The organism is Henriciella algicola (assembly GCF_003576245.1).
In the GTDB taxonomy this organism is placed as follows: Bacteria; Pseudomonadota; Alphaproteobacteria; order Caulobacterales; family Hyphomonadaceae; genus Henriciella; species Henriciella algicola.
Map to the genome: position 1 here is coordinate 19,327 of NZ_QWGA01000002.1, position 24,438 is coordinate 43,764.

Sequence of the window (24,438 nt, forward strand, 5' to 3'; positions counted from 1 at the left end):
CGCCAAGGCCAGACCATGGGTAAGCCCCCCGCAGATGTGAACTTCACCTTCTCGGACGAAGAACTTGAGACGCTGAAGCCCTTCGGCGATGTGCGCGCCCATGCGATGGGCGATCCGCTGATCGATGAGGGCGACGCCAATGTCGATTGCCTCATCACGCTATCCGGCCACACCAGCATCCTTGTTGAAACGCCAGAAGGCGAAAAGCGCCTTGGCTGGATGGAACGCGGCCAGTTTGCCGGCGACATCGCCATCCTGACCGGTCAGGCCTCGCTCTCGCGCGTTGAGATGGGAGAGGCGGGCGAAGTGCTCCATATCTCGCACGACAATTTCCAGCGCCTGCTCGTCGAGAACTCGCATTTCTCCGACATTTTCGTGCGCACGCTGACAGCTCGGCGGATCTTCTCGCACAATGCATCGCACGGCGCCGTCATCGTGATCGGCGACGCGCATGACCGCGACGTGTTCGTCGCCCGTGACACCCTCTCCAAGCATATGATCGCCCATCGCTGGCTCGACCCGGACAAGGATCCGCTGGCAAAGCGCATCATGGAAGCGCGCGAGATCGCAGCCGCTGACCTGCCCGTGGTGATCCGCGGACGCTCTCGCATCATGTCGCGCCCCGATGTCGGCGAATTGTCCGAAGCCTTTGGGCTAGACCTCGTACCCGACAATAGCTGCACCGATGTCGTCGTGGTGGGCGCAGGCCCGGCCGGTCTCGCCGCATCGGTCTATGCGGCTTCGGAAGGCCTGACTGTTGTCACGCTGGACAGTGATGGTCCTGGTGGCCAGGCAGGCACCTCGTCAAAGATCGAGAATTATCTCGGCTTCCCAATGGGAGTTTCAGGGCGCGAGCTTGCTTCGCGCGCTTCTATTCAGGCGCAGAAATTCGGCGCCCGTATCGCCTCACCTGCCAGCGCGGTCGATCTTGCCCGCGACGGCGACAATTACTGCATTTCGCTGAAGGATGGCCGCCGCCTCAAGGCCCGCGCCGTCGTCATCGCCACCGGCGCGCAATATAGCCGCCTGCCGATAGAGAACCTGGAACGGTTCGAAGGACGCGGCATCTATTATGGCGCAACGCCCATGGAGGCGCAGCTCTGCGGTGGCCAGGATGTCTGTATCGTCGGTGCGGGCAATTCAGCTGGTCAGGGCGCGGTCTTCCTCAGCCAGACGGCGCGCAACGTCCACGTCCTGTTCCGGCGCCCTAACATTCGCGACACCATGTCAGAATACCTCGTGCGCCGCCTCGAAGAGACGCCAAACATCCACCTTCACCCCGAGACTGAAATCGGCACGCTTCATGGCACAGGCAGCGAGGATCAGCTAACTGATCGCCTGACCCGGCTCAGCCTTCGCCACCGCGCCACCAAAGAGGTGAGCGAGCATGATATCGGTTTCGTCTTCCTCTTCATCGGGGCCCAGCCATTCACCGACTGGCTGCCCCAGCATATGAGCTGCGATGAGAAGGGGTTCGTGAAAACCGGGCCCGACCTTTCCAATCTCGATCTCGTGCGCGCAGGCTGGACCCTCGACCGGATGCCGACCCGCTATGAAACTTCATGGCCACGCGTCTACGCCGTCGGCGATGTGCGTATCGGGTCCGTCAAACGTGTCGCCTCCAGCGTGGGCGAAGGCTCCGTCGTCGTAAGCGACATTCACAAGGCGCTCGCGGAAACGACGCCTAGCGGTTCCTGAGTGCAAAACGCGCCAACGCCAGAAGGCCGAGAACGCCTGCCAGCAAGGCCGCGACACCGAACATGCCGAATTTCGCTGGCGTCAGATACGTCTTCAGCCAGAAGTGATTGCCCGCCCCCTGGAGCGCGATCATCTGAACCGTGTTTTCAGCCAGATCCAGAATGACGATCAGGAATGCTGGCACCATGGCGAGCCTTGCAAATCGCATAGGCGCAAAGCGCGCCGCCAGCCCGGCGAGGAATGCGCCGTAGGCAAGCGGATAGGCGGTATCGATGACGAACGTCGTCCAGAAATGGGCCGTACGGGCGCTTCCATCCATTTCCGCGAGCCGTGCTTCAGCGGCTGGCCCGGTCCAGATCATGTCGAGAAGTTCCCCGTCCACGGCTGGCGCGACAAGGCTGAAGCAGAACCCGATGGCGACCATCGCCAGACCGGACAGGATGATCATGGGCGTCCTGGCGAGATAGGGCCGGGTCAACTTGCTTCCCCTTCGATGACTTCGCTCTCGCCGCCAACGGACGCGGCCAGCTCGACAAGTTTTTGCGCCGCTGTAGTCAATGTGTCCTCATCTGCCGAGCGGGCAATGAGTGAGACGCCATGGTCGCTCACAGACCGGAACCATGGATAGGAGCCGAAGCTCACCTCTTCATAGGACTTGTCGAGTTCACTGAGCGCTTCGGCGATATCACCTTCACGAAGACCTGGCACGCGGACGGTCCTCGCATGCACCACCCTGCCATGCTCCAGCCTGTGTCCAATATCCTGCAGCATCCCCTGAACGATGGAAGGCACCCCTGCCAGCGTGAAGACATTACCTGTCTGGAAACCCGGCGCACCCGATACCGGGTTTTCGATCAGGCTCGCACCATCCGGTATCCGCGCCATGCGCTGGCGGGCTTCTGTGAACTCGGTGCCGATCTCGTCATAGCGTGCCTGCAGCATCGCCATCACGTCAGGGTGCTTGTCGATCCCGACGCCGAAGGCCGCAGCGATGGCGTCCGCGGTAATGTCGTCATGGGTCGGGCCGATCCCGCCCGTCGTGAAGACATAGGAGTATCGCTCGCGCAGCGCGTTGACTGCCTCGACGATGCGCGCCTGCACGTCCGGTACGATCCGTACTTCTTCGACCAGTATGCCGAGCGGCCTCAAATAGCCCGCAATCTGCTGGACATTGATGTCGCGCGTGCGCCCGGAGAGAAGCTCGTCCCCGATGAGACAGATGGCGGCGGTTGGTGCTGTCATGGATGTATCCTGCAAACGCTACGCCCTCCCCTCACCGCGTCGAAGCGGAAAGGGAAGCAGCTGAATTATCTCATTATTCCTGCAAAGCCTCATAGACCAGCGCCATCGATTGGGCACGTGGCTCGAACGGCATGTCCGGATTATTGCCGAAACGCTGGATCATGGCGATGAAGTACAGATCGTTCACCGGATCGATCCAGAACCATGTCCCGGCTGCCCCGCCCCAGTAATAGGTGCCAGCCCCTGCCGGGCTCGCCATGGCTTCCGGGTCTGAAATGATCCCCCAGTCCAGACCGAACTTGTGCGGCTCTGCCGTCATGGTGGCCCGCGCCGTACCATTGAAGCTGATGCCTAGCCCTTCTGGCAACTGGTCGCTTGTCATCAGCTCAACCGTCTCTGGCGAAATGATCTCTGCGCCATCGAGGCTCCCCCCATTCAGCATCATCTGGCTGAACCGCGCATAGTCGCCAATTGTCGCCACCAAACCGTGACCGCCCGACTCGAATGGCACCGTGTCCTGCCGGTAGAGATAGGGCAGCGCCGCCGGGCTCTCGCGCGTCTCAGGCACCGGCACGAACCGGCCCGCCTCAGGGGACCAGACCATGAGGTCAGCGAAGCGGTCATAGTCTGCGTCCGGCACGTAAAAGCCGGTATCGTTCATCCCGAGCGGGGTGAAGATATTTGCGTCGAGATAGTCGCCAAGGCTCATGCCAGAGAATTGCTCGATGAGATAACCCTGGATATCGACGCCGACCGAATAGGACCAACGCTCCCCAGGCTGGAAGAGAAGAGGCACCTCGGCAACCCGGTCGACGAGGACATCAAGCCCAGGCGAACTCAGGATTCTCTGTTCCCGGAACTGGCGGTTGGCATAGTCCTCACCGAACAGGCCATAGGCGAACCCTGCCGTGTGGCGCATTGCGTCGCGAATTGTCGGCTCACGCGCAAGCGGCTCGAGGATGGGTGTACCATCCTCATTCTCACCGGCCAGAACCTGCAAATTCTCAAATTCGGGGATATAGTCGCTCAGCGGATCGTCGAGGTCGAACTTGCCGTCTTCGTAAAGCTGCATCAGCGCGACGCCGGTCACCGGCTTTGACATGGAATAGATGCGCCAGATGGTGTCCTCGCCGAGCGGGGTCTGGTCTTCAACGTCACGAAGCCCGTGCGTCGCCGAATAGGCAATCTCACCATCCTTGACGAGCATCGCCTCGATGCCGGCGACCTGCCCCGCCTCGACATAGCCAGCGAGCAGCTCATCCAGCGCGGCAAGGCCTTCTTCACTGAAAGCGGCGCGCGTTTCGGTGGCGGCGTCTGCGCTTGCTGGCGACACTTCGGCTACATTTTCAGCAGGGTCAGCTGCATTTGTGCAAGCTGCCGCCAGAAACACCGCCAGTACACCGCCAATGCACCGTGACTGCACCATGATTTCGTTCTTCACGACGAATTCCTCCCAAGGATTTTCCGACTGTACCAAGCGCTAGTTTCCGCCTGCAGGCAACCTCCGCATGGGCCTCCACGTTTCACTCTTGACGCGCCACCTCGCCGCTCAAGGTGAGAGGTATCAACAGCTTCCCCAAAGGAAAGGACTTCAGAATGAAACGCCACGCCACAGCCCACTGGTCAGGCCCCCTCAAGGACGGCAAAGGCACCATCGACACCCAGAGCGGTGCCCTCTCGAGCCACGGCTATTCTTTCAAGGCCCGCTTCGAAGACGAAAGCGGCAAGGCCGGAACGAACCCGGAAGAGCTGCTGGCTGCGGCCCATGCAGGCTGCTTTGCCATGCAGCTCTCGGCTTTCCTCGCGATGAACGACACCCCTGCCGAAGACCTCGAGGCAAAGTCCGTCATCACGGTTGAGGAAGTCGACAGCGGCTTTGAGGTGAAGTCGTCTGCCCTCACCCTCACCGGCAAAGTGCCGGGGATCGACGAGGCGAAATTCCAGGAGCTTGCCAACAAGGCCAAGGAAGAATGCCCGATGTCAAAGGCACTTGGCGCCATCAAGGTGACGCTCGATGCCAAACTCGCCTGATCCGTTTCAGGGATAGTACAGCGGAAAGCGGGGCCCTTTGCGGCCCCGTTTTCTTATGCCTCAAAGTATGGCCCGTCGCCCGCAATCGTCACGCGCTCCATGACGCGCACATCCGGGAAATAGTCGCTCGCCGCATAATGCTGGCAGGCGCGATTATCCCAGAACGCGATAGAGCCCACCTCCCAGCGGAAACGGCACTGATACTCTGGCACCGCTGCCTGACTGTAGAGATGCTGCAGAAGCCAGTCGCTCTCTTCTTTCGACAAGTCCTTGATATGGCTCGTGAAAGCTGTGTTCACATAGATCAGGCGCTCGCCAGTTTCCGGGTGGGTACGGATGACCGGATGCTCTTGCGGCGGAAACTTGTCGTGCAGCTCCTTGGGGTCCTTGCCCAAACGCTTTGCGAAGACCCGGGCAATGTCATGCACCGCCGTCAGGCCGCAGCAGAATTCCTTCATCTTTTCTGAAAGGCCTTCATACGCCATCACCATGTCGGAAAAGAGCGTATCGCCACCCACCTGCGGCAGCTCGATTGCCCTTAGTATAGAGCCAAGCGACGGCTCCGCCCGCCATGTCACATCAGAATGCCAGAAGTTTTCCTGGCCCTTATTGCTGGCATTATGCGCAATACGAAGGACTTCGGCATTCTCCTGATCCTTCGGCGTCGCGGGGTGGATTTCAAGCTCACCAAACTTGCGGGCGAAGGCGATATGCTGCTCTCGCGTGATGTCCTGATCGCGGAAGAAGATCACTTTGTAGCGCAGCAGCGCCTTGCGGATCTCGCCGACCAGCGCGTCATCCATCGGCTCGGACAGGTCCACACCGTGAAGCTCTGCCCCGATCGCTGGCGACAGGCGCCGCGCCTCAAAGCGCGCAAATGCCTCTGCTCCGACATGTATGTTCATTCCGCTTCCTCCAGATCTTATATTTTGCCCAGTCTACGCCGAAAGCGACCACCGCGAAAGCAACATGCCAGAACCGCTGCAGTCTGGCGCCCTGCCGAGGTGGAAACTCAGGCCGAGTGCTGCCATATTGCGGGCCTAACCAGTTCTGAGGCCACCCCATGTCCGAAGCCGACCTGATCATGCCCGTGCGCAACGGCGAAATCCGCATCCATGACGAGGCGGGCTTTGAAGGCATGCGCAAGGCTGGCAGGCTCGTCGCCGAATGCCTCGATATGCTGGTGCCAGAGGTCAAACCCGGCGTCACGACAGCTCATCTGGACCATCTGATCCGCGAATTTGTCTACGATCACGGCGCGCAATCCGCCACCATCGGCTATCGCGGCTATCGCCACGCCTCGTGCATCTCGCTCAACCATGTGATCTGTCACGGCATTCCAGGCGACCGCCCTCTGAAGGATGGCGACATTGCCAATATCGATGTCACAGTCATCGTCAATGGCTGGCACGGCGACCATTCGCGCATGTATGCGGCCGGCACACCGAAGCGCAAAGCCGAGCGTCTGATGGATGTGACCTATGAATCGCTGATGGCAGGCATCGCGGCGGTGAAGCCCGGCAACCGTTTCGGCGATATCGGCGCGGCCATCTCAAAGATCGCCGCCAAGAACCGGCTTTCGGTGGTTGAGGATTTCTGCGGCCACGGCCTCGGCCAGCTTTTCCATGATGAGCCGAATGTCGTCCATTCAGCCCGCGCTGGCACAGGGCCCGAGCTGAAGCCCGGCATGTTCTTCACGATCGAGCCAATGCTCAATATCGGCCGCAAGGACGCGGCAATCCTGCCCGATGGCTGGACTGCCGTGACCCGCGACCGTCAGCTTTCGGCCCAGTTCGAGCACTCCGTCGGCGTCACCGAAGACGGTGTCGAGATTTTCACGAGCTCACCAAAGGGCTGGCACACCCCTCATACGGTGGAGCTCTAGCCTCCTACTCGGCTGGAGGCGGCGCATAATGGGGCGCTGCCGCCGCCGGCATCATCTCCATCGAAATTTCGATGCCGTGTTCTGCGGCGAGCTGGCCAATGACAGCGCCTGCCGCCTCAGGTGAAGCTGGCTTGGCTTCCGCGAGGCGCGGGCTCACGCTTTCAAGAAACTGCTCAAAAGACGCCCCGGTCGTCATCATGAGAAGCTGGGTTTCGGTGTCAGAGCCGTTCCAGAACATGTGCGCATTGCCGCGTTTGAGGGCTGCAAAGTCGCCTTCCGAAATGCGTTTGACCGAACCATCCGAGAGAATATCAAGCGTGCCCTGAAGCACATAGAAATACTCGTCCTCCCGCGAATGCGTGTGCGGCGGCGAACCCGGGCTCTTTGGCGGCAGAATGAACTCGTAGATCGTTACTTCGCCCATGCTTTCTTCAGACGACAGCAGCAGGCGCACCGGGTGGAACGGGTTCTCAACCGCCTCGCCTGTCTCCGCCAGCACAAGCTTGTCCGTGTGATGATCCTTGTGATGGGCGGCGTGCCCTTCATGCTCACCATGGTCCGCGTGCTCAATATGCGCGCCATGCGCCTGATGCTCAGCATGCGCGCTATGGTCTTGCGCGGCTGCGGACATGGCGGCTCCGAGCGTAAGCACGCCCCCTAGAATGATCCTGAACATAACTCCCCCCTGTTTTTTATATTGCACTCGTTTTTATCCGGCTTTCAAAACCAGACAAGCTTGACGAGATGGCGCGACCGGAACATTATAAGAACAAACCGGAAGAACGGGCAGATGGCTTTCTACGTTTACATCGTCACCAATCAGCGGAACGGCACGCTCTATATCGGCCATACCGACGATATCGAACGCCGTGCGCACGAACATCGAAATGGCGTTATTCGGGGCTTTGCGAGCAAATATGGCTGCCGACGCCTTGTCTGGTACGACACATTCGGGACGAGGGACGCCGCGCTGACACGTGAGCGGCAGATGAAGGCGTGGCGCCGTGAATGGAAGATTTCCCTGATTGAGAAAGACAATCCGGGCTGGCGGGATCTGGCTGACGATTGGCACCTTTTGGGCGTGCGTCACTATCGGATGCCTTATCCCCCAGCCGCCATGAATCCTGACTTTCGTCAGGAGGGCGGCCAATCCAGCGCGCACCCCAAACTCATATCCGCCACCCCAGCGAAAGCTGGGGCCCATGGCGGCTGGGGTGGCACGTCAAAGGTGGCGAGATGAAACGCGTTGAGGAAGCCCCGCTACTCGGAATAACGGCACCGACGCGCCATTTTGTCTCTGACAAGCCGCACTGGAAAGGCCATCGTGACCGGTTGCGCACGAAGCTGATTGAGCGCGGCGCCATCGCGCTTGAGGATTATGAACTACTCGAGACGCTGCTCTTCGCCTTCATTCCGCGCCGGGATGTCAAACCGATTTCAAAGGCGCTGCTGGCTCGTTTCGGATCGCTGAGCGCCGTTCTGTCGGCGCGCCCGGCTGACCTTATCAAGGTCGCTGGCGTTGGGGAGACTGTTGCGGCCTATCTCAAAGCCACCGCCGAGATTGGCGCGCGCGCAACCCGCGAGACGCTGGCTTCGCGCACCGTGATCTCGAGCTGGTCGGCGCTGACAGACTATGTAAAGCGCGAGCTTCAACATGAGGGCCGCGAGCAGTTTCGTGTCCTCTTCCTCGACCGCAAGAACCAGCTCATCGCTGATGAGATCATGGGACATGGAACGGTGGATCACGCGCCTGTCTATCCACGCGAGATAGCGCGGCGGGCGCTGGAACTTCAGGCGTCCAGCCTGATACTCGTTCACAACCATCCATCTGGCGACCCGACACCCTCACGCGCTGATATCGACATGACGCGCGCCATCATCGATGCACTCGACGCACTGGAAATCACCGTGCACGACCATCTCATCGCGGCGCGCGGCGGGGTGACCAGCTTCAAGGCCCAAGGGCTCATCTAGAGCGCTTGCATCTTTGCTGCTGGAAGGGATGGCTGTCAGCCTCAAAAACCGCTATGAGCCGCGCTTCGGCCCATGATGTGCACATAAGGTACACTCGACTGCGGCCGGGCCGCGATTTGGTTGCGGCCGACGACATTGACCGAAAGCCTCCCTAAATGACCGACCAATCCGCAATTGTCCCTGCACTGGGCCAAGCTCTTGCTGCGCGTGGATATGACCAGCTGACCCCTGTGCAATCTGCCATGCTCGACCCCGAGATTGCCGCGTCAGACCTGCTGGTTTCTGCGCAGACGGGTTCGGGCAAGACGGTCGCGTTCGGCATTGCTATGGCCCCTTCCCTGCTGATGGGGGCGGACCGGCTTCCACGTCCAGGCACACCGCTGGCGCTCGTTGTTGCGCCGACGCGAGAACTCGCTGTGCAGGTGCACCGCGAACTCGACTGGCTGTATGCCGAAGCAGGCGCACGCGTTGTATCCTGCGTGGGCGGTATGGATCCGCGCGAAGAACGCTCTGACCTGATGAAGGGCGCGCACATTGTCGTGGGCACGCCGGGCCGCCTAGTCGACCATCTCAATCGCGGCAGCCTCGTGCTCGACGACATCCGCGTCGTCGCCATGGATGAAGCCGATGAGATGCTGGACCTTGGCTTCCGCGAGGAGCTTGAAACCCTTCTCAGCGCTGCGCCGGAAGACCGCCGCACGCTTCTCTTCTCGGCGACCGTGTCAAAGCCGATCGCCCGCCTCGCTGAGACGTTCCAGCGTGATGCCGTGCGCATCAACACGATTTCCGACACCGACCAGCATGCCGATATCGACTACCGCGCGCACTCCATCGCGCCGTCGGATGTCGAGAATGCAATCATCAACGTCCTGCGCTTTCATGAAGCCAAGAATGCGCTTGTCTTCTGCAAGACGCGCGCGAATGTGAACCACCTCCTCGCGCGCTTTCACAATCGCGGCCTGAGCGTTGTTGCCCTGTCAGGTGAGCTCAGCCAGAGCGAGCGTACGCATGCGCTGCAGGCCCTGCGCGATGGGCGTGCCAATGTCTGCGTCGCGACCGATGTCGCCGCACGCGGCCTCGACCTGCCGGACCTTGACCTCGTCATTCATGCAGACCTGCCGACCAACCGCGAAGCCCTGCTGCACCGGTCCGGGCGCACGGGCCGCGCTGGTCGCAAGGGCGTCAGCGTCCTGATCGTGCCGTTCAAGGCGCGCCGCCGGATCGAGCGCCTGCTGCAGGATGCCCGCGTCGAGGCGAGCTGGACCGATGCCCCCGGCGCCGACGATATCCGCAAGCGCGATGATGAGCGCTTACTCAACCACCCGTCCCTGACCGAAACGGCCAGCACCAGCGACCATGAGATGGCGCGCATGCTGATCGACATTCACGGCGCCGAACAGGTCGCCGCTGCCTTCGTCGCGCATCATCGCGCGCGGCGCTCTGCCCCTGAAGAACTCATGGACGTGCCGGAGTACCGCCCCGCCGATAGGCGTGAGCGCCCGCCGCGCGGCGATGGGCCTCGCGGTGATGGACCGCGCCGTGAGCGCACAGAGCGCCGCGAACCGCGCGCTGAACGCAACGATTTTGAAGACAGTGTCTGGATCAATCTTTCCGTTGGCCGCAAATCCGGCGCGGACCCTCGCTGGCTGCTGCCGATGCTCTGCAAGGCTGGCGGCCTTCACCGGACTGATGTGGGCGCAATCCGCATCGAGGACGCACATACGCGCGTCGAGCTGAAAGCTGAAAGCGCGCCGGGCTTCCTGGAACGTGTCGGGCCTGATGGCCGGCTTGAGAAATCAATCTCTGCCTGGCGCGAGGGCGAGAAGCCGGCCGGCTGGACTGAAGGCTCTGCCCCTGCCCGCCGGGAACGCCGCGATGATCGCGATTCAGACCGCGCAGCCAAGAAGCGGTCTGGCCCGCCATCCGGCCCACGCTCTGACAAGCGCCCCGGCAAGTTCGCTGGAAGGCCTCGCGCCGAAGGAAAGCCTCGCTTTGAAGGCAAGCCGCGTAGCGACGGCAAACCAGCCCGCAAGCCGCGGCCCGTCCCGCCGTCGCAGCTGGAAGATCGCGCGCCCGAACGGCCAAAGTCGAAAAAGCCTGCCAAGCCAAAGCCGCGCCGCTTTGACCCGACGGCCGAAAAGCCGCCAAAGCGCCGCAAGCTAAAGCAGGACTAGCCTGATTGGCTGACAGCGGCCTGTGACCTTCGGGACACAGGCGCGCGCCCTCAGATAGAATTCTTAGGCGCCCGACATTGACGCCGGGACCGAGAGCTGACATCTGCCGCGCCTCATTCAACTCCATGGAGTGCCCGATGACCTATCGGCCATTCAATTTCAAAGCATTGCCCGTCGCCTGGCCGCAGGTCGGCGAAGGTATGCCTATGGAGGATGTTGAGTGAGGGGCTGACCGTCAGCCTACCGGGCAACCGGATTACACGCACCCTCCACGCGCTTCAGCCTGGAGGGTTTTTCTTTCTCTCGATCCGACAGGCTGCCGTGTGGAGGGCTCTCTAAGAAAAGGAGGGCTCGTCTGACGAGCACAGTACAATGAGTGATTTTGAAGTGATCGAAACCGCACGCGGCGGAGCGATCAAGGCCTGGGTCAAGGGCGTGCCAGTCGAAGACAAGGCGCGCGAGCAGCTGGAGAATGTGGCGGGGCTTCCCTTCGTTCATTCCCACCTCGCCGTCATGCCAGACGTGCATTTCGGGCGCGGCGCCACTGTGGGATCTGTGATCCCGACCAAGGGCGCCATCATCCCGGCTGCGGTCGGGGTGGATATCGGATGCGGCATGATGGCGATTCGCACCAGCCTGCGCGCAGAGCACCTGCCGGATAGCCTCAAGGGCATCCGCCGGGCGATCGAACGCGCTGTGCCAGTGGGGAACGGGCGCGGTGGCAGCCATAAATACGTGCCCGCCACCGTGGAATCGCGCCTCAAGGCATCCAACCTCATGGACCGGTTTGACCGCATCCATGAGCGGCACGCCAAGATCGCGTCGAAGACCTACACTACGCAGCTCGGTACGCTGGGCGGGGGTAATCACTTTATCGAGCTCTGCCTCGATGAAGCAGATGCCGTGTGGGTGATGCTGCATTCCGGCTCACGCGGGACGGGGAACCGCATCGGGACCTACTTCATCGAAGAGGCCCGCCGTGCGCTCGAAACCCGTGTGCTCGGCTATCATGTGCCGGACCGCGACCTTGCCTTCTTTGTGGAAGGTGAGCCGCTGTTCGACGACTACGTCGAGGCTGTGGGCTGGGCGCAGGATTATGCGCGCCTGAACCGTGAAGTGATGATGGCCCGCGTGCTGATGGCGCTGCGGGAAACCTTCGAAAGCTTCACGACCGACAAGCACGCGGTGAACTGCCACCACAATTATGTGGAGAAGGAACGCCACTTCGGCGCCGATGTCTGGGTGACCCGCAAGGGCGCCGTGCGGGCAGGCGCTGGAGAACTTGGCATCATCCCGGGATCGATGGGGGCAAAGTCCTTCATCGTGCGCGGGAAAGGGAATGTGGACAGCTTCTGCTCCTGCTCTCACGGGGCCGGGCGGGCGATGTCGCGTACCGAAGCCAAGCGGCGCTTCACCGTGGATGACCACGTGGCCGCCACCGAAGGCGTTGAGTGCCGCAAGGATGCCGGCGTCGTGGACGAAACGCCGATGGCCTATAAGGACATCGACGCTGTAATGGCCGCGCAGGCCTCTCTGGTGGAGGTGGAACACACCCTGCGCCAGGTGGTCTGTGTGAAGGGGTAAGTGGTGAACGCTGAACGTCTGCAGCCATCCGGTGAAACGCCGGACACCACCCCAACGCCGGGCCATGCCCCGCTTCCATGAAGGCGGCGCTATCCATCTGGATGGCGCCGCCTTTTTCGTGGCAGGATAGCGCGAACCGGTTCAGACTGGCTGGACGATATAAACGGGGATCGGCTCATGAACTGGACGCTGTTCGACTTTGTTTTGGCAGGCTTTCTTCTGGCCGCGCTGGCCCTCGCGGTCTTTCTTCTTCTGCGCCTCAAACGCAGCCGCGCCTACAGGGGCGGGCTCTTCCTGTTCATCGCCACGAGTGTGCTGCTGATCCTCGTAAATGGCGCGGTCGGCATCATTGACGGGTCGGAGCATGACGCGAACATGCTCTACGTCGCCGCCCTAGGTGCAGCCTGGCTGGGCGGCGCGGTCATGCGGTTTCGATCTAACTGGCTGTCTCGCTTCCTGAGCGTCCTTGCGCTGTCCTATGTCTTTATCGCCGCGGCTGCCGTCATCCTTGGCTGGGGACAGGCGGGCGCCGCATGGCCATGGGACGTGCTGGTCGGGAGCGCCGTCTTCGCTATCCTCTGGCAGGTCAGCGCCTGGCTGTTCGGCCTCGACGCTGACATTCGCACGCTGAAAGGCACCAGCGCCTGACACGGCGCTGGAAATCCAGCCCCTGCCCCATAATTCCAGGTCCGAAACCGCGCAAAAAAGCGCGCCATATCGATGACAGGAGCGACTTATGGGCCTGCTGAATAACGGCATCTGGCAAGACAAATGGTACGACACTGACAGCACGGGCGGACGCTTCGAGCGCCATGAGAGCCAGTTTCGCAACTGGATCACGCCTGATGGGTCCGCAGGTCCGGATGGCAAGGCGGGCTTCAAGGCGGAAGCTGGCCGGTATCACCTCTATGTCGCCTATGCCTGTCCGTGGGCGCACCGCGCGCTTGTCTTCCGCAAGCTCAAAGGCCTGGAGGACATGATCGACGTCTCCTACACGCACTGGTTCATGGGCGAGAATGGATGGACGTTCAAAGACGACCCGGACGGCATCGTTGGCGACAAGCTCTTCGGCTCTGACTTCATGTATGAGATCTACCTGAAGGCAGACCCGCACTATACCGGGCGCGTCACCGTCCCGACGCTCTGGGACAAGCAGCAGAACACCATCGTCAGCAATGAGTCGGCCGACATCATCCGCATGTTCAACTCCGCTTTTGACGGCGTCGGTGCAGCCGATGGCGACTATTACCCGGCTGAGAAACAAGCCGAAATCGATGACATCAATGAACGCGTCTACCACACTGTAAACAATGGTGTTTACAAGGCCGGATTTGCGACCGCGCAGGACGCCTATGAAGAGGCTGTCTTTCCGTTGTTCGAGTCGCTGGACTGGCTGGACGAGAAGCTCGGCAAGTCACGCTTTCTGACCGGCGATACACCAACTGAGGCGGACTGGCGTCTCTGGACGACGCTTTACCGTTTCGACCTCGTCTATCACGGTCACTTCAAGTGCAACATCCTGCGCCTCGTCGACTACTCCAATCTCTGGCCCTATGCGCGCGACCTCTATCAGTGGCCGGGTATCGCAGAGACGGTGAACCCGATGCATGCCCAGCGCCACTATTATGAGAGCCACGACATGGTGAACCCGACCCGTGTCGTTCCGGCCGGGCCGGACATCGACTGGGAGAAGCCGCACGGACGCGGCTGACCCGGCGTCCTGCTGGACAGGTCGAAGGGCAATCGCCACACTTCCGGGCATACAAAAACTCCGGGAGGTTCTCATGAAATCGATCTGTCTGGCACTCGGTGCCGTTGCCCTGTCCGCCGCGCCGTCATTCGCGCAAGAGACCGCCTCGGAAGCGGACTGGTATCCATCTGAATACGGTGCAGACGACCGCCTTGGCGCTGTCGCCAATCTCAGCGAAGAGAAAACGGCGGCCGCCGCCAGGCTAATCCAGACCGGCAAGACGTATGCGCTGGGTCAGATCACCAGCCGTGACACACCCGCCTATGCGCCGCGCCGCTACGATGTCTATGTCATGCAACCGTCTGACGGGTCGGGCACCCCACTCGGTGAGAACAAGGCAGTCGGCAATGACGACCTCGTCCAGACTTTCGTCGGTATCGGCAGCCAGATCGACGGCCTCGGCCATATGGGCATCGACCACCTCTACTATAATGGCGTGCACGTTTCAGAGTTCGTCACGCCAGCTGGCCTGACGCAGATGGGCACGCAGGACATCCCGCCCATCGTTACGCGCGGTATTCTTCTCGATATGACCGCCGTCTTCGGAGAAAGCCCGGTTCCTGATGGCACGGCGTTCAATCGCCCCGAAATCGAGCAAGCCGCCGAGCGCGCAGGCGTGACGATCGAGAAAGGCGACGTCGTTCTCTTCCATACAGGTGCCATGGAGGCCCATGGCGATTCAACAGAACTGATGGCGACCCATCCCGGGCTTGGCGTTGAAGGCGCAACCTATCTTGCTGATCTTGGCGTGGTCGCAATCGGTGCTGATTCAACGGCGCTGGAGGCAATCCCGTTTGAGAACCCGGCGCGTCCGTTCGAAGTTCACCAGACCCTTCTGGCAAAGCGGGGCGTCTACATTCTCGAGAACATGGTGACGAGTGAACTGGCCGCAGATGGTGCGACCGAGTTCTTTTTCTCGCTCGGTATTCCGCGCCTCAATGGCACGGTTCAGGCCATCATCAACCCTGTCGCTATTCGCTAGGCCATGAGGCAACGCATTGCGAAGTGTCGCCGCCATGACCCGAGATCATGGTCGGGCGGCACTTGCATGCACAGCTCAACTGCACGACAACAGGGATGAGTCGCCCGTAGAGAGGCGATATGGGAGGCATTTATGAGCGATACGGCAGCGACCGCTGGCCAGGGCCACATCACCGGCTTCGGTACCAAGGGATACAGGTCATTCGTCCTGATCTCCCTCATGTTGGTCTACACGCTGAACTTTATTGACCGCACGCTCATTACGGTCGTCGCCCAGCCGATCATCAACGAATTCAACCTGTCTGACACGCAGTGGGGGCTCCTGTCAGGCCCTCCATTCGCGCTCTTCTACGCGCTGATGGGCATCCCGATTGCCATGTGGGCTGACCGGGCGAACCGGGTGATGATCATCTCGCTCTGTATCGTCGTCTGGTCGGTCATGACAGCTCTTTGCGGGATTGCATCAGGCTTTATCTGGCTGCTTGTTTTCCGCGTCGGCGTCGCCGTCGGTGAGGCCGGGTGTACGCCGCCAGCCAACTCTATCATCACCGATTACTATCCGCCCAAAAGCCGCGCTGGAGCGCTCGGCATCTATTCGATGGGCGTGACCATTGGCGGTGTGCTGGCCCAGCTATTCGGCGGCACGATTGCTGGCATCCAGGGTGAAGACTTTGGCGCCTGGCTCGGGTCTCTGGGTCTCGGCGGCCTTTTCTCCGGTATTGATTGGTCGACCGTTGGCGGATGGCGCATTGCTTTTGTTGTTGTCGGCTTGCCAGGCGTCCTGATCGCAATCCTGCTCTTCTTCACGATCAAGGAGCCACCGCGTGGCTATTCCGACCCGCCAACCGAGGTCGACACCACAAAGAAAGTCGGCTTCTTCGACGCGTTCCGCGAGTTTTCTCCAAAGCCAACCTTCTGGTGGCTGTCGATGGGCGCGGCTCTCGTTGCCTTTGTCGGATATGGCCTGATCAGCTTTCAGGCGCCATTCTTCCAGCGCGTACACGGCATCGGCGTGCGAGATGCAGCGGTACTCTACGGCGCCCCGCTCGCTGCTGTGGCCGCTGGCGGTACCTTCCTCGGCGGCTTCCTTTCCGAGAAGCTCGAAGGCCGGTTCCCGAGCGCGGCAGCCTGGGTCCCGGGGGTCGGTCTCCTCATCTCCGTGCCAACTTATGTCGGGGCATTCTTTGCGCCGACAATCGGCTTGGCATTTGCCCTATGGATCGTCGCGGCAATCGCGCACTACGCCTATCTCGGCGCGCAATACACTGTCGGCACCGGTATCGTGAGCCCGAAATCGCGCGCGACGACGATCTCGGTCCTGCTCCTCATTGTGAGCCTGATCGGCAACGGTATTGGCCCGCTCTTCGTGGGCGCCATGTCCGACTTCTTCATGTCGGGCCAGATCGCAGCGGCAGGCCTTGCTGACGCAGCCGCCGATTTCAATCCGCGCCTCTGTGGCACTGATCCCGCTTCGCTCGGTGAGAACGGCCCCGCTCTCTGTCAGGCCTATGCGGACGGTCTTCGCTATTCGATGGCCGCCACGGCGTGCTTCATGGCGCTAGCCGCCGTTTGTTACTTCATGGCCGCGCGCTATTTCGGACGCGACCGCTACAATCCGGTGGTGCCAGCCGCGGGCATGCATACCTGATACGAGCATCATCATTCGGGCCGCCTGACCTCAGGGAGGCGGCCCGGAAAATGCTTCACCTGTGAAATTTCTTCAGCGACTCCACCGAATTCTCTGGAATCCGGACGCCCATTTTGCTTTTGTGGCGGGAATCGAGAGCAGGCCTGCCCAATCCGATATCCGGGCAGAGTTTAGCGATGAGGGAGAGATACATGTCGACAGTCGACCAAGCGGCCAGCGCCGTTAGTGCACCGAATTCTGGTTTTGGCACAAAGGGTTACCGATCCTTTGTTCTTGGCTCGCTGCTGCTCGTCTACGTATTCAACTTCATCGACCGCTCGATCATCAACATCCTGACAGAGCCGATCAAGGCATCCTTCGGGGTCGAAGACTGGCAGATGGGCCTGCTGGGCGGCCCGGCCTTCGCGATCCTCTATACCATGCTTGGTATTCCAATCGCCCGCTTCGCCGAGCGCTTCCACCGGGTCTGGATTATCGCAGTCGCCGTTTTCGTCTGGAGCTTGATGACCGCGCTCTGCGGTGTCGCTACGTCATTCCTGGTGCTTTTCCTTTTCCGCGTCGGCGTCAGTGTCGGTGAAGCGGGTTGTACCCCGCCCGCACAGTCGCTGATCGCAGACTATTTTGTGCCCAAGAGCCGCGCGACCGCGGTGTCCATCTACGCGCTCGGCGTGCCACTCGGCGGCATGTTCGCCGCTGTCTTTGCCGGCTTCATTGTCGGCAATCTCGATGGCCCATCGCTCGCCGCGCTGTTCGAGGCCTGGGGCTGGAACTGGATGCTTGGCCTTCTCGACTGGCAAGCCGTGGAAGGCTGGCGCGTTGCGTTCATCCTCGTGGGCATTCCGGGGATCATACTCGCCTTTGTCGTCAAGCTGACCATCCAGGAGCCACCACGCGGTTATACCGACCCGCCATCGGCCCAGAAGCTGGAAAAAGCCAGCATGAAGGACGTTTTCAAGATCCTGTCTGGCAAGCCAACCTTCTGGCATATCGTGGCCGGTGCAACGGTGGCGTCTTTCGTCGGCTATGGCGTTGCCCAGTTCACCACATCATTCCTCGTCCGCACGCATGGCCTCAGCCTTGAGACGGCAGCGATCCTGTTCGGTGTCATCATTGGCCTGATGGCAGCGCTCGGCGTGTTCCTGTCGGGTTACCTTGCTGACCAGATGGCGGCCCGTCACCCTCGCGCGCTCTGCTGGATGCCTGCGCTCGGCATGGGCGCATCTGTCCCGCTCTATGCGCTTGGCTATCTTGCGCCGACTGTGTGGCTCGCCCTGCCGCCGCTTATGGCTGCGGCGACGCTTCACTACTTCTATCTCGGCCCGATGTACGCCATCGTTGGCGGCGTTGTAGACAGCCGCATGCGCGCGACATCCGTTGCGGTTACCCTCTTTATCGTGAACCTGCTTGGTTATGGTCTTGGACCACCGCTCATCGGTATCCTGTCGACCTTCCTGAAAAGCGTGTTCCTGTCTGGCAATGATCTCGGCATGACGCTCGAGACCTGTAAGGTGGTTGCAGACCTGACCGCCGACGCCGCCGCAACATGCGCTAGCGCCAACAGCGAAGGCCTGCGCTGGTCGATCATCGCCTTCTGTTCGCTCTATGCCTGGGCAGCAGTTCATTATCTTCTGGCTGGCCGCACGCTGATGCGTGACATGATGCCGAAGGAACTCTAGCCGACCTGATATGGCGGTATACACCCAGGTCTCCGACGATGCGCTTGAGGCTTTCCTGGACGGCTACGACATTGGCCGCCCAAGAAGCTTCAAGGGTATCGCGGAAGGGGTAGAAAACTCCAACTACTATCTCGAGACAGATCAGGGCCGGTTCATCCTGACCCTGTTTGAGCGTAGGGCGGACCCAAAGGATCTGCCCTATTTCGTTGCCCTGAAGCAGCACCTCGCCGCGCGCGGCTTTCCATGCCCGGCACCCGTGCCTGCCAGCGATGGCGAGCCGCTTCAGACGCTAGAGGGGCGCCCTGCCCTCATCGTTACCTTCCTCGATGGCCTGTCGCCCAAACGCCCCAATGCCGCGCAATGCCGGTCCATGGGCGAAGCGCTTGCGCGCATGCATGCTGCGCTCGCTGACTTCGATCAGGTGCGCGAAAACGCACTTGGCCCCGCAAGCTGGCCGCTTCTATGGGAAGGCCGCAGCCAGACCGCCGAAGAGCTACAGCCCGGTCTCGCAGCGCTGATAGAGGATGACTTGGCAGAGACGGCAAAGGCCCGCCCGCAGAGCCCGCATCTGCCGCGCGGGACGATCCATGCCGACCTCTTTCCGGACAACGCCTTCTTCCTCGACGACAAATTCTCCGGTGCCATCGACTTCTATTTCGCGTGTACTGATGCCCTCGCTTACGATCTGGCGGTCTGCCTCAACTCATGGGCTTTCGAGGATGGACGCGAGTATAATTACTCCAAGGGCGCCGCGATGATTGCAGGCTATGAAAGCGTCCGCCCGCTGAAGGAAGCAGAGCGCACCGTCCTTCCGCTTCTTTGCCGGGGTGCAGCGCTTCGCTTCTTCATGACGCGCCTTGTCGACTGGACCGACACGCCCGCCGACGCGCTGGTGCGCCCCAAAAACCCGCTCGAATATGCCGACCGGCTCGCCTTTCACCGCCAAGCCAAATCAGTCACCGATTATGGCGGCTAGGCAAATTGCCCCGCCGCCGGCCTGATTTCGCCGTGCTCTGCGATAATCGTGGCTTATGGTGATTTAGGACAGCTAGGGGGAACGTTGAATGGCGAGTTTTGGGCCGAATGGCGCGGTGGTTCGCGAGGCGGATGAAGCGAATGTCCGAGACTATAGCACGGCCGCGCCGACCAGGATCAAGCGCGTCCTTTTAGGCGTCTTTCTATGTGGGATTGCCGCGAGCCTCCTCGTTGCGCTGATCGCAGGTATCTCTCTCTTCGGGATCACTATTGTGACCGAGATTTCTGGATCGACGACCTATGGCATGTCCTCAGGAGACGGCTTTCTCGCCGGCGCATTTCTCAGCCTCGCATTCTGTAGCCTCAACTGGTTCTTTTTCTACATCGTCGTCCCGGTCACGTGGATTGTTCTTGCGTTCTCCGTAGGCCGGTTTCCGAGGCGAGGGATTGGGCGGCCAGCCGCCTATCTGCGATGGAGCGCAATATGGGGCGCCGTACTGGCGGGCGGCATCTCCAGCCTGTTCACGCTCAACATCTCGCTCACTGCCTGGCTGGGCGCATTGATCACTGGAGGCAGCGTTGGTGCACTCGCCGGTATCATTTGCGGGTGGTTGTTCATTGCAATCGTCCGGCCCGCGCGCCAGCTTGCTGACAAGACAGCGGATGTATTCTAGCGCGGTCGCCGGCAGGCAAGCGAAACTTGGTCTTTCGATGCGCTTATTATCTTAGGTTGACTGAGCAATTTCTTTAACATTAAGTAGCGTTACCAACCCTCAGGATGAGGAGAAGAAATTCATGCGGTTTTGTGTTGCAGGTATCGTGAGTATTTTTATATCCACCGGATTGTTTGCTAATGCTCAAGCGACTTGTTTTGGACCTGCGTGTCCGCCTTCGGAATCCGACGGAATTGGCGGAGAAGGTTTTTTCGAGACATACCGAGATTATTGGCCAATGGACTTGTATCAAGCGCAGACACAATGGTCGCTTACGCAAACAACGTCGTTTCAAACACGAGAGCAATGTGTGGAAGACTGCAAACAGGCTTACCTAGATGATCTTGAAATTTGCCGAAATACACACGGCGTGCCGACACCCAACGAGGATCCGGGAATCTCTCAATCTAGGATCAATTGTGCTGATGCGATGCGTCAGCGAGAAATTCAATGTATCAGTCCCGCCTCGTTGTTAAATTGCCCTGTAAGTTAAGGGATCGGTGCAGCAATAGGGCGTTCTGCATTTAAGGAGTTGCATGGGGTTGCAGCCTCATCTTGACGGATCTGAACCGTTGAGGGTACCGCGTACCGGATGTCGAAGCTCGTTGAAATCTGGACAGACGGTGCCTGCAGCGGCAATCCCGGCCCCGGCGGCTGGGGCGCACTGCTCAAATCTGGCGGCCATGAAAAAGAGCTGATGGGCGGCGAATATGAGACCACCAATAACCGGATGGAGCTCATGGCCGCGATCGAAGGGCTCAACGCGCTGAAGCGTCCGTCCAAGGTCCGCCTGCACACTGATTCGACCTATGTGAAAGATGGCCTGACCAAGTGGATCCATGGCTGGAAGCGCAACGGCTGGAAGACGGCATCGAAAAAGCCCGTCAAGAACAAGGACCTCTGGCAGGCTCTTGAGACAGCCTGCAAGCCTCACGACATTGAATGGATCTGGGTAAAGGGGCACGCTGGCGACGAAGGTAATGAACGCGCCGATGAGCTGGCCCGCCTCGCCGCACGCCAGAAGAAAGACGCCTCAGCGCTCTAAGGCTCCCCCCAAAAAAAGAGGCGGCACCGATTGTCGGCACCGCCTCCCATCTATTAGCTGTCAGCTCGATCAGGCGTTGGCCGACGCCTTCGTGCCGAGGAAGCCGCGAAGGCGGTCCTCGATGATGTCGTGAGCCTCTTTCATGATCCGGTCGATCAGCTCCTTACAGGTTGGGATGTCGTAGATCAGGCCCGCAACCATGCCGCATGACCAGGCGCCAGCATCCATCTCGCCTTCCTTCATGATCTTCGGATAGACGCCAGCGACTTCCTCGATGATGTCCTCGAACTTGATGTCGGAGCCGAGGCGCTGTTCCTTCTCGAGAAGGCGCTCAACGCCGGCATTGTTCAGCACGCGCTCTGTGTTACGCAGAGGGCGCATGACGAGGCGGGTGTCGAGCTCGGTCGCAGCGACGATGGCCTGCTTCACATTCTCATGCACAGGCGCTTCTTTCGTCGCGATGAAGCGAGTGCCCATATTCATGCCTTGCGCGCCCATGGCGAGCGAGGCAACCAGTGAGCGGCCGTCAGCCTGACCACCGGACGAGACGAATGGAATCTCCAGTTCATCGGCAGCGCGCGGCAGGAGGATCATGTTCGGCACATCGTCTTCACCGGGGTGGCCGCCGCACTCGAAACCGTCAACGGAGACAGCGTCACAGCCGATCGACTGCGCCTTCAGCGCGTGGCGAACAGCGGTACATTTGTGGATGACCTTGATGCCATTGTCCTTGAGGATCGGCAGGACCTGCGCCGGGTTGTTGCCCGCCGTCTCGACCGCTTTCACGCCGCCTTCGATGATGGCCTTGATATAGCCAGGATAATCCGGCGGGTTCACCGATGGCAGGAAGGTGAGGTTCACGCCGAACGGCTTGTCGGTCATGTCCTTGCAGCGCGCGATCTCATTGGCGAGATCGGCAGGCGTTTTCTGCGTCAGCGCCGTGATGATGCCGAGGCCGCCGGCATTGGACACGGCCGCAGCCATCTCGGCGAAACCGACATAGTGCATACCGCCCTGGATGATGGGATGTTCGATGCCGAACATTTCGGTGATCGCTGTCTTCATTGAATTTATCCTCCGGCAAAATCAGTTGGGCGCAACTTGCCAAAGAAGCACCGACCGCGGCAAGCCTGCCGACGGGGAAAGACGCTGATGAGTGCGATTATCTTCAGAAGACGCTGCTGAACCGGGCCAGTGTCTTCGGACCCAGACTTTCCTTCAGCGGCGCGAGCTGGTGCTCCACCGCCCGCCATTGGCCAATGCCATCATTGTTGAGCGGCTGGCGGACCTGCTCACTGCTGGCGGTGCGCACAGCCCGCTCATTCTCATGGAAAGAAAGACAGGCTGGCTCAAAGCCTATGCCGATATCCTCCAACAGGCGGGTGATGACCTTTTCAGGTTCGGCGACCAGCTCTTCATAGATGACGCGGTGCACCCGGCCGGGGAGCACCGCGTCCCAATGGACCATCAAGTCGAGATAGCCATTATAGTAAGCGCCTATGTCACGGAGGTCGTAGCTATAGCCGACGCCGGCCGCGAAATACTGTTTGTAGAGGCTAAGCCCGCAGTCGAGCGGATTGCGCCGGATGTCGATGATAACCGCATGCGGCAGGATTTTGTGGATCAGGCCGATATGCTCGAAGTTGTGGGGCAGCTTGTCGGTGACGTAGGCAGCGCCCTCTTTTCGGAAGACCGCGCTGTCGTCGACGTATTGCTGCCCCAATGCCGCGAGGTCGTCCGCTGAAAGCTCGCCCACTTTGTTCAGGTAATCGCCGCCGAGCGCCTCGGCGCAGAGCTTGTGCGCCCGTCGCTTAACCGATGGCAGGACGGGCAGCTCCATTGTCCCCTCGACATTGGAATGGCTCGCGAGGATCTGCTCGAGCAGCGTCGAGCCGGAGCGCGGCAGACCGAGGATGAAAATCGGCGTGGGCCCCGTGGCTAAATGATCGGCCTGCGTTTCAAGCGCGGCCGTATCAAAACCCCGCTTCAGGCGTTCAATGGCGTCCGAGAATTCCGTGCGGTCAAAACCGAGCCCGAAAGCGCGGCCTTCGTTCTGCGCGAAAGCGAGCTGCAAGGCATTTGCCTTGGCATAGGCTTCCATTGCTTGTTGCTGATCTCCGGGCACATCGCTTGCCCGCGCGAGCGCAAAGGCCACTTGCGCCTTTTGCTGGCGATTTACGCTGGACGAGGCGAGGAGGTCTCGCATGGCCGCCCGCGCGTCATCAGTGAACTTGTAGGTCTTCAGGTCTGCAAGCCCCCACCACGCCGCAGTCTGACCGGGGTGAAGGCGTAGGCTTTCATGAAACGCCTTAACGGACGCTGCCTTGTCGCCGAGTATCCTGTGAAGCTGGCCGCGCAGGAGATTGATTTCACTCAGCTTTCGTGAATCGTTTCCTGCGAGCATTTCGGCGCGCTCGCAGAGCTCCAGCGCCTCTTCATTCTGGCCATAGCGCAGAAGCACCGTCAGGAGCCGGTGGACTGCCGCAAATCCGTTGTCGAGCCGGGCGAGTTCGTGTGCCGCCTCAATAGCCCCTGCATAATTGCCCGTATCCTCCAGTGCGCTGATGTGCAATTCACGAAGGACGGGGTTTGCCGGCGCGTGCTGGAAACTGATCGACAAATGTGTCGCCGCGGCCTCATGATCACCGCGTGCACGCGCGAGGTGGGCCAGGGAGAATACAGCGCGCGGATGGCCCGGCACCTCGGCCAGCATAGCCTCTGCCATGGCGCGCGCGTCTTCATAGCGACGCGACTGGATCGCCTGTTGTATGCGCGCAAAGCCATCCGGCATCGGATCTGCCCGCTCTGCCTCGCGCATGGCGGCAATAGCAGCGGAATATTCACCAGCATCGTAGTGAAGACTGGAGAGGCGCAGCCAGAGTGCAAAGGCCCGCGGCTCTCGCTTTAGTGCGGCTTTTAACTGGACAATGGCCTCCTCGCCCTGCCCCGCACCGGCAAGCCGGTCGACAGTTTCCAGAAGTGCGTCAGTCGTTTCAGGCATGACAGTTCGAATAACAAGAAATGCGGAGGCTTTCGCCTCCGCATTCCAATTTATCTTCAGG

The 24,438-nt window shown here is 60.6% G+C and carries 22 protein-coding genes; 15 read left to right on the top strand and 7 right to left on the bottom strand.

What is annotated here, in order from left to right; all coding sequences use genetic code 11:
* Positions 1–15 precede the first annotated feature (15 nt).
* The gene (locus D1222_RS00300; RefSeq protein WP_119452260.1) at positions 16–1,698 is read left to right on the top strand and encodes an FAD-dependent oxidoreductase; all 1,683 of its coding nucleotides are present in this window, start codon (positions 16–18) and stop codon (positions 1,696–1,698) included.
* Here D1222_RS00300 and D1222_RS00305 read toward each other — a convergent pair.
* The 3 genes from D1222_RS00305 to D1222_RS00315 all read right to left on the bottom strand — a co-directional run bounded on the left by D1222_RS00305 (position 1,685) and on the right by D1222_RS00315 (position 4,381).
* Entirely contained in the window at positions 1,685–2,176 is a 492-nt protein-coding gene (locus D1222_RS00305; protein ID WP_147371784.1) for a hypothetical protein, read from the bottom strand. The genes D1222_RS00300 and D1222_RS00305 overlap by 14 nt on opposite strands.
* The gene (locus tag D1222_RS00310; RefSeq protein ID WP_119452262.1) at positions 2,173–2,940 is read right to left on the bottom strand and encodes a competence/damage-inducible protein A; all 768 of its coding nucleotides are present in this window, start codon (positions 2,938–2,940) and stop codon (positions 2,173–2,175) included. The genes D1222_RS00305 and D1222_RS00310 overlap by 4 nt, the downstream gene beginning before the upstream one ends.
* Before the next feature lie 73 nt (positions 2,941–3,013).
* Complete coding sequence (locus tag D1222_RS00315; RefSeq protein ID WP_147371785.1) at positions 3,014–4,381, bottom strand: serine hydrolase domain-containing protein; 1,368 nt, start codon at positions 4,379–4,381, stop codon at positions 3,014–3,016.
* Between the two features lie 155 nt (positions 4,382–4,536).
* Here D1222_RS00315 and D1222_RS00320 point away from each other — a divergent pair, with 155 nt between their 5' ends.
* Positions 4,537–4,971, top strand: coding sequence for an OsmC family protein (locus D1222_RS00320; protein WP_119452264.1), 435 nt, complete (start codon positions 4,537–4,539; stop codon positions 4,969–4,971).
* Positions 4,972–5,024: 53 nt separating this feature from the next.
* Here D1222_RS00320 and D1222_RS00325 read toward each other — a convergent pair whose 3' ends face one another.
* A complete protein-coding gene (locus tag D1222_RS00325; protein WP_119452265.1) occupies positions 5,025–5,876 on the bottom strand; it encodes a TauD/TfdA dioxygenase family protein in 852 nt (283 codons plus the stop codon).
* Between the two features lie 158 nt (positions 5,877–6,034).
* Here D1222_RS00325 and map point away from each other — a divergent pair, with 158 nt between their 5' ends.
* Positions 6,035–6,856 (top strand): type I methionyl aminopeptidase, encoded by an 822-nt coding sequence (gene map, locus D1222_RS00330; RefSeq protein ID WP_119452266.1) that lies wholly within the window; start codon positions 6,035–6,037, stop codon positions 6,854–6,856.
* Positions 6,857–6,860: 4 nt separating this feature from the next.
* On the opposite strand, the gene D1222_RS00335 is transcribed toward map, so the two are convergent.
* Positions 6,861–7,532: a cupin domain-containing protein gene (locus D1222_RS00335; protein ID WP_119452267.1), complete on the bottom strand. Its 672-nt coding sequence runs from the start codon at positions 7,530–7,532 to the stop codon at positions 6,861–6,863.
* 114 nt (positions 7,533–7,646) lie between these two features.
* Between D1222_RS00335 and D1222_RS00340 the strand changes: the two genes are divergently transcribed.
* The 12 genes from D1222_RS00340 (at position 7,647) to rnhA (ending at position 21,376) form a co-directional block, all read left to right on the top strand.
* Positions 7,647–8,096 carry a GIY-YIG nuclease family protein gene (locus D1222_RS00340; RefSeq protein WP_119452268.1) on the top strand — a complete coding sequence of 150 codons (450 nt, stop codon included), beginning with the start codon at positions 7,647–7,649 and terminating at the stop codon, positions 8,094–8,096.
* Complete coding sequence (gene radC, locus D1222_RS00345) at positions 8,093–8,830, top strand: RadC family protein (RefSeq protein ID WP_119452269.1); 738 nt, start codon at positions 8,093–8,095, stop codon at positions 8,828–8,830. Before D1222_RS00340 ends, radC begins: the two co-directional genes overlap by 4 nt.
* A gap of 155 nt (positions 8,831–8,985) precedes the next feature.
* On the top strand, positions 8,986–11,004 hold the full coding sequence (locus D1222_RS00350; RefSeq protein WP_119452270.1) for a DEAD/DEAH box helicase: 2,019 nt from the start codon (positions 8,986–8,988) through the stop codon (positions 11,002–11,004).
* Positions 11,005–11,376: 372 nt separating this feature from the next.
* Complete coding sequence (locus tag D1222_RS00355) at positions 11,377–12,588, top strand: RtcB family protein (protein WP_119452271.1); 1,212 nt, start codon at positions 11,377–11,379, stop codon at positions 12,586–12,588.
* A gap of 177 nt (positions 12,589–12,765) precedes the next feature.
* Complete coding sequence (locus D1222_RS00360) at positions 12,766–13,236, top strand: hypothetical protein (RefSeq protein WP_119452272.1); 471 nt, start codon at positions 12,766–12,768, stop codon at positions 13,234–13,236.
* An 88-nt stretch (positions 13,237–13,324) separates the two neighbouring features.
* On the top strand, positions 13,325–14,299 hold the full coding sequence (locus D1222_RS00365; protein WP_119452273.1) for a glutathione S-transferase family protein: 975 nt from the start codon (positions 13,325–13,327) through the stop codon (positions 14,297–14,299).
* Between the two features lie 73 nt (positions 14,300–14,372).
* Positions 14,373–15,320 carry a cyclase family protein gene (locus D1222_RS00370; protein ID WP_119452274.1) on the top strand — a complete coding sequence of 316 codons (948 nt, stop codon included), beginning with the start codon at positions 14,373–14,375 and terminating at the stop codon, positions 15,318–15,320.
* A gap of 132 nt (positions 15,321–15,452) precedes the next feature.
* Positions 15,453–16,967: a spinster family MFS transporter gene (locus D1222_RS00375; RefSeq protein WP_119452275.1), complete on the top strand. Its 1,515-nt coding sequence runs from the start codon at positions 15,453–15,455 to the stop codon at positions 16,965–16,967.
* A 191-nt stretch (positions 16,968–17,158) separates the two neighbouring features.
* A complete protein-coding gene (locus D1222_RS00380) occupies positions 17,159–18,643 on the top strand; it encodes a spinster family MFS transporter (RefSeq protein WP_119452276.1) in 1,485 nt (494 codons plus the stop codon).
* A 10-nt stretch (positions 18,644–18,653) separates the two neighbouring features.
* Complete coding sequence (gene thrB, locus D1222_RS00385) at positions 18,654–19,619, top strand: homoserine kinase (protein WP_119452277.1); 966 nt, start codon at positions 18,654–18,656, stop codon at positions 19,617–19,619.
* An 88-nt stretch (positions 19,620–19,707) separates the two neighbouring features.
* A complete protein-coding gene (locus tag D1222_RS00390; RefSeq protein ID WP_119452278.1) occupies positions 19,708–20,292 on the top strand; it encodes a hypothetical protein in 585 nt (194 codons plus the stop codon).
* A 631-nt stretch (positions 20,293–20,923) separates the two neighbouring features.
* Positions 20,924–21,376, top strand: coding sequence for a ribonuclease HI (gene rnhA, locus D1222_RS00395; RefSeq protein ID WP_119452279.1), 453 nt, complete (start codon positions 20,924–20,926; stop codon positions 21,374–21,376).
* Between the two features lie 69 nt (positions 21,377–21,445).
* Here rnhA and D1222_RS00400 read toward each other — a convergent pair whose 3' ends face one another.
* Both D1222_RS00400 and D1222_RS00405 read right to left on the bottom strand, forming a co-directional pair.
* Positions 21,446–22,441 (bottom strand): NAD(P)H-dependent flavin oxidoreductase, encoded by a 996-nt coding sequence (locus D1222_RS00400; protein WP_119452280.1) that lies wholly within the window; start codon positions 22,439–22,441, stop codon positions 21,446–21,448.
* Between the two features lie 103 nt (positions 22,442–22,544).
* The gene (locus tag D1222_RS00405) at positions 22,545–24,377 is read right to left on the bottom strand and encodes a tetratricopeptide repeat-containing sulfotransferase family protein (RefSeq protein ID WP_119452281.1); all 1,833 of its coding nucleotides are present in this window, start codon (positions 24,375–24,377) and stop codon (positions 22,545–22,547) included.
* Positions 24,378–24,438: the final 61 nt, after the last annotated feature.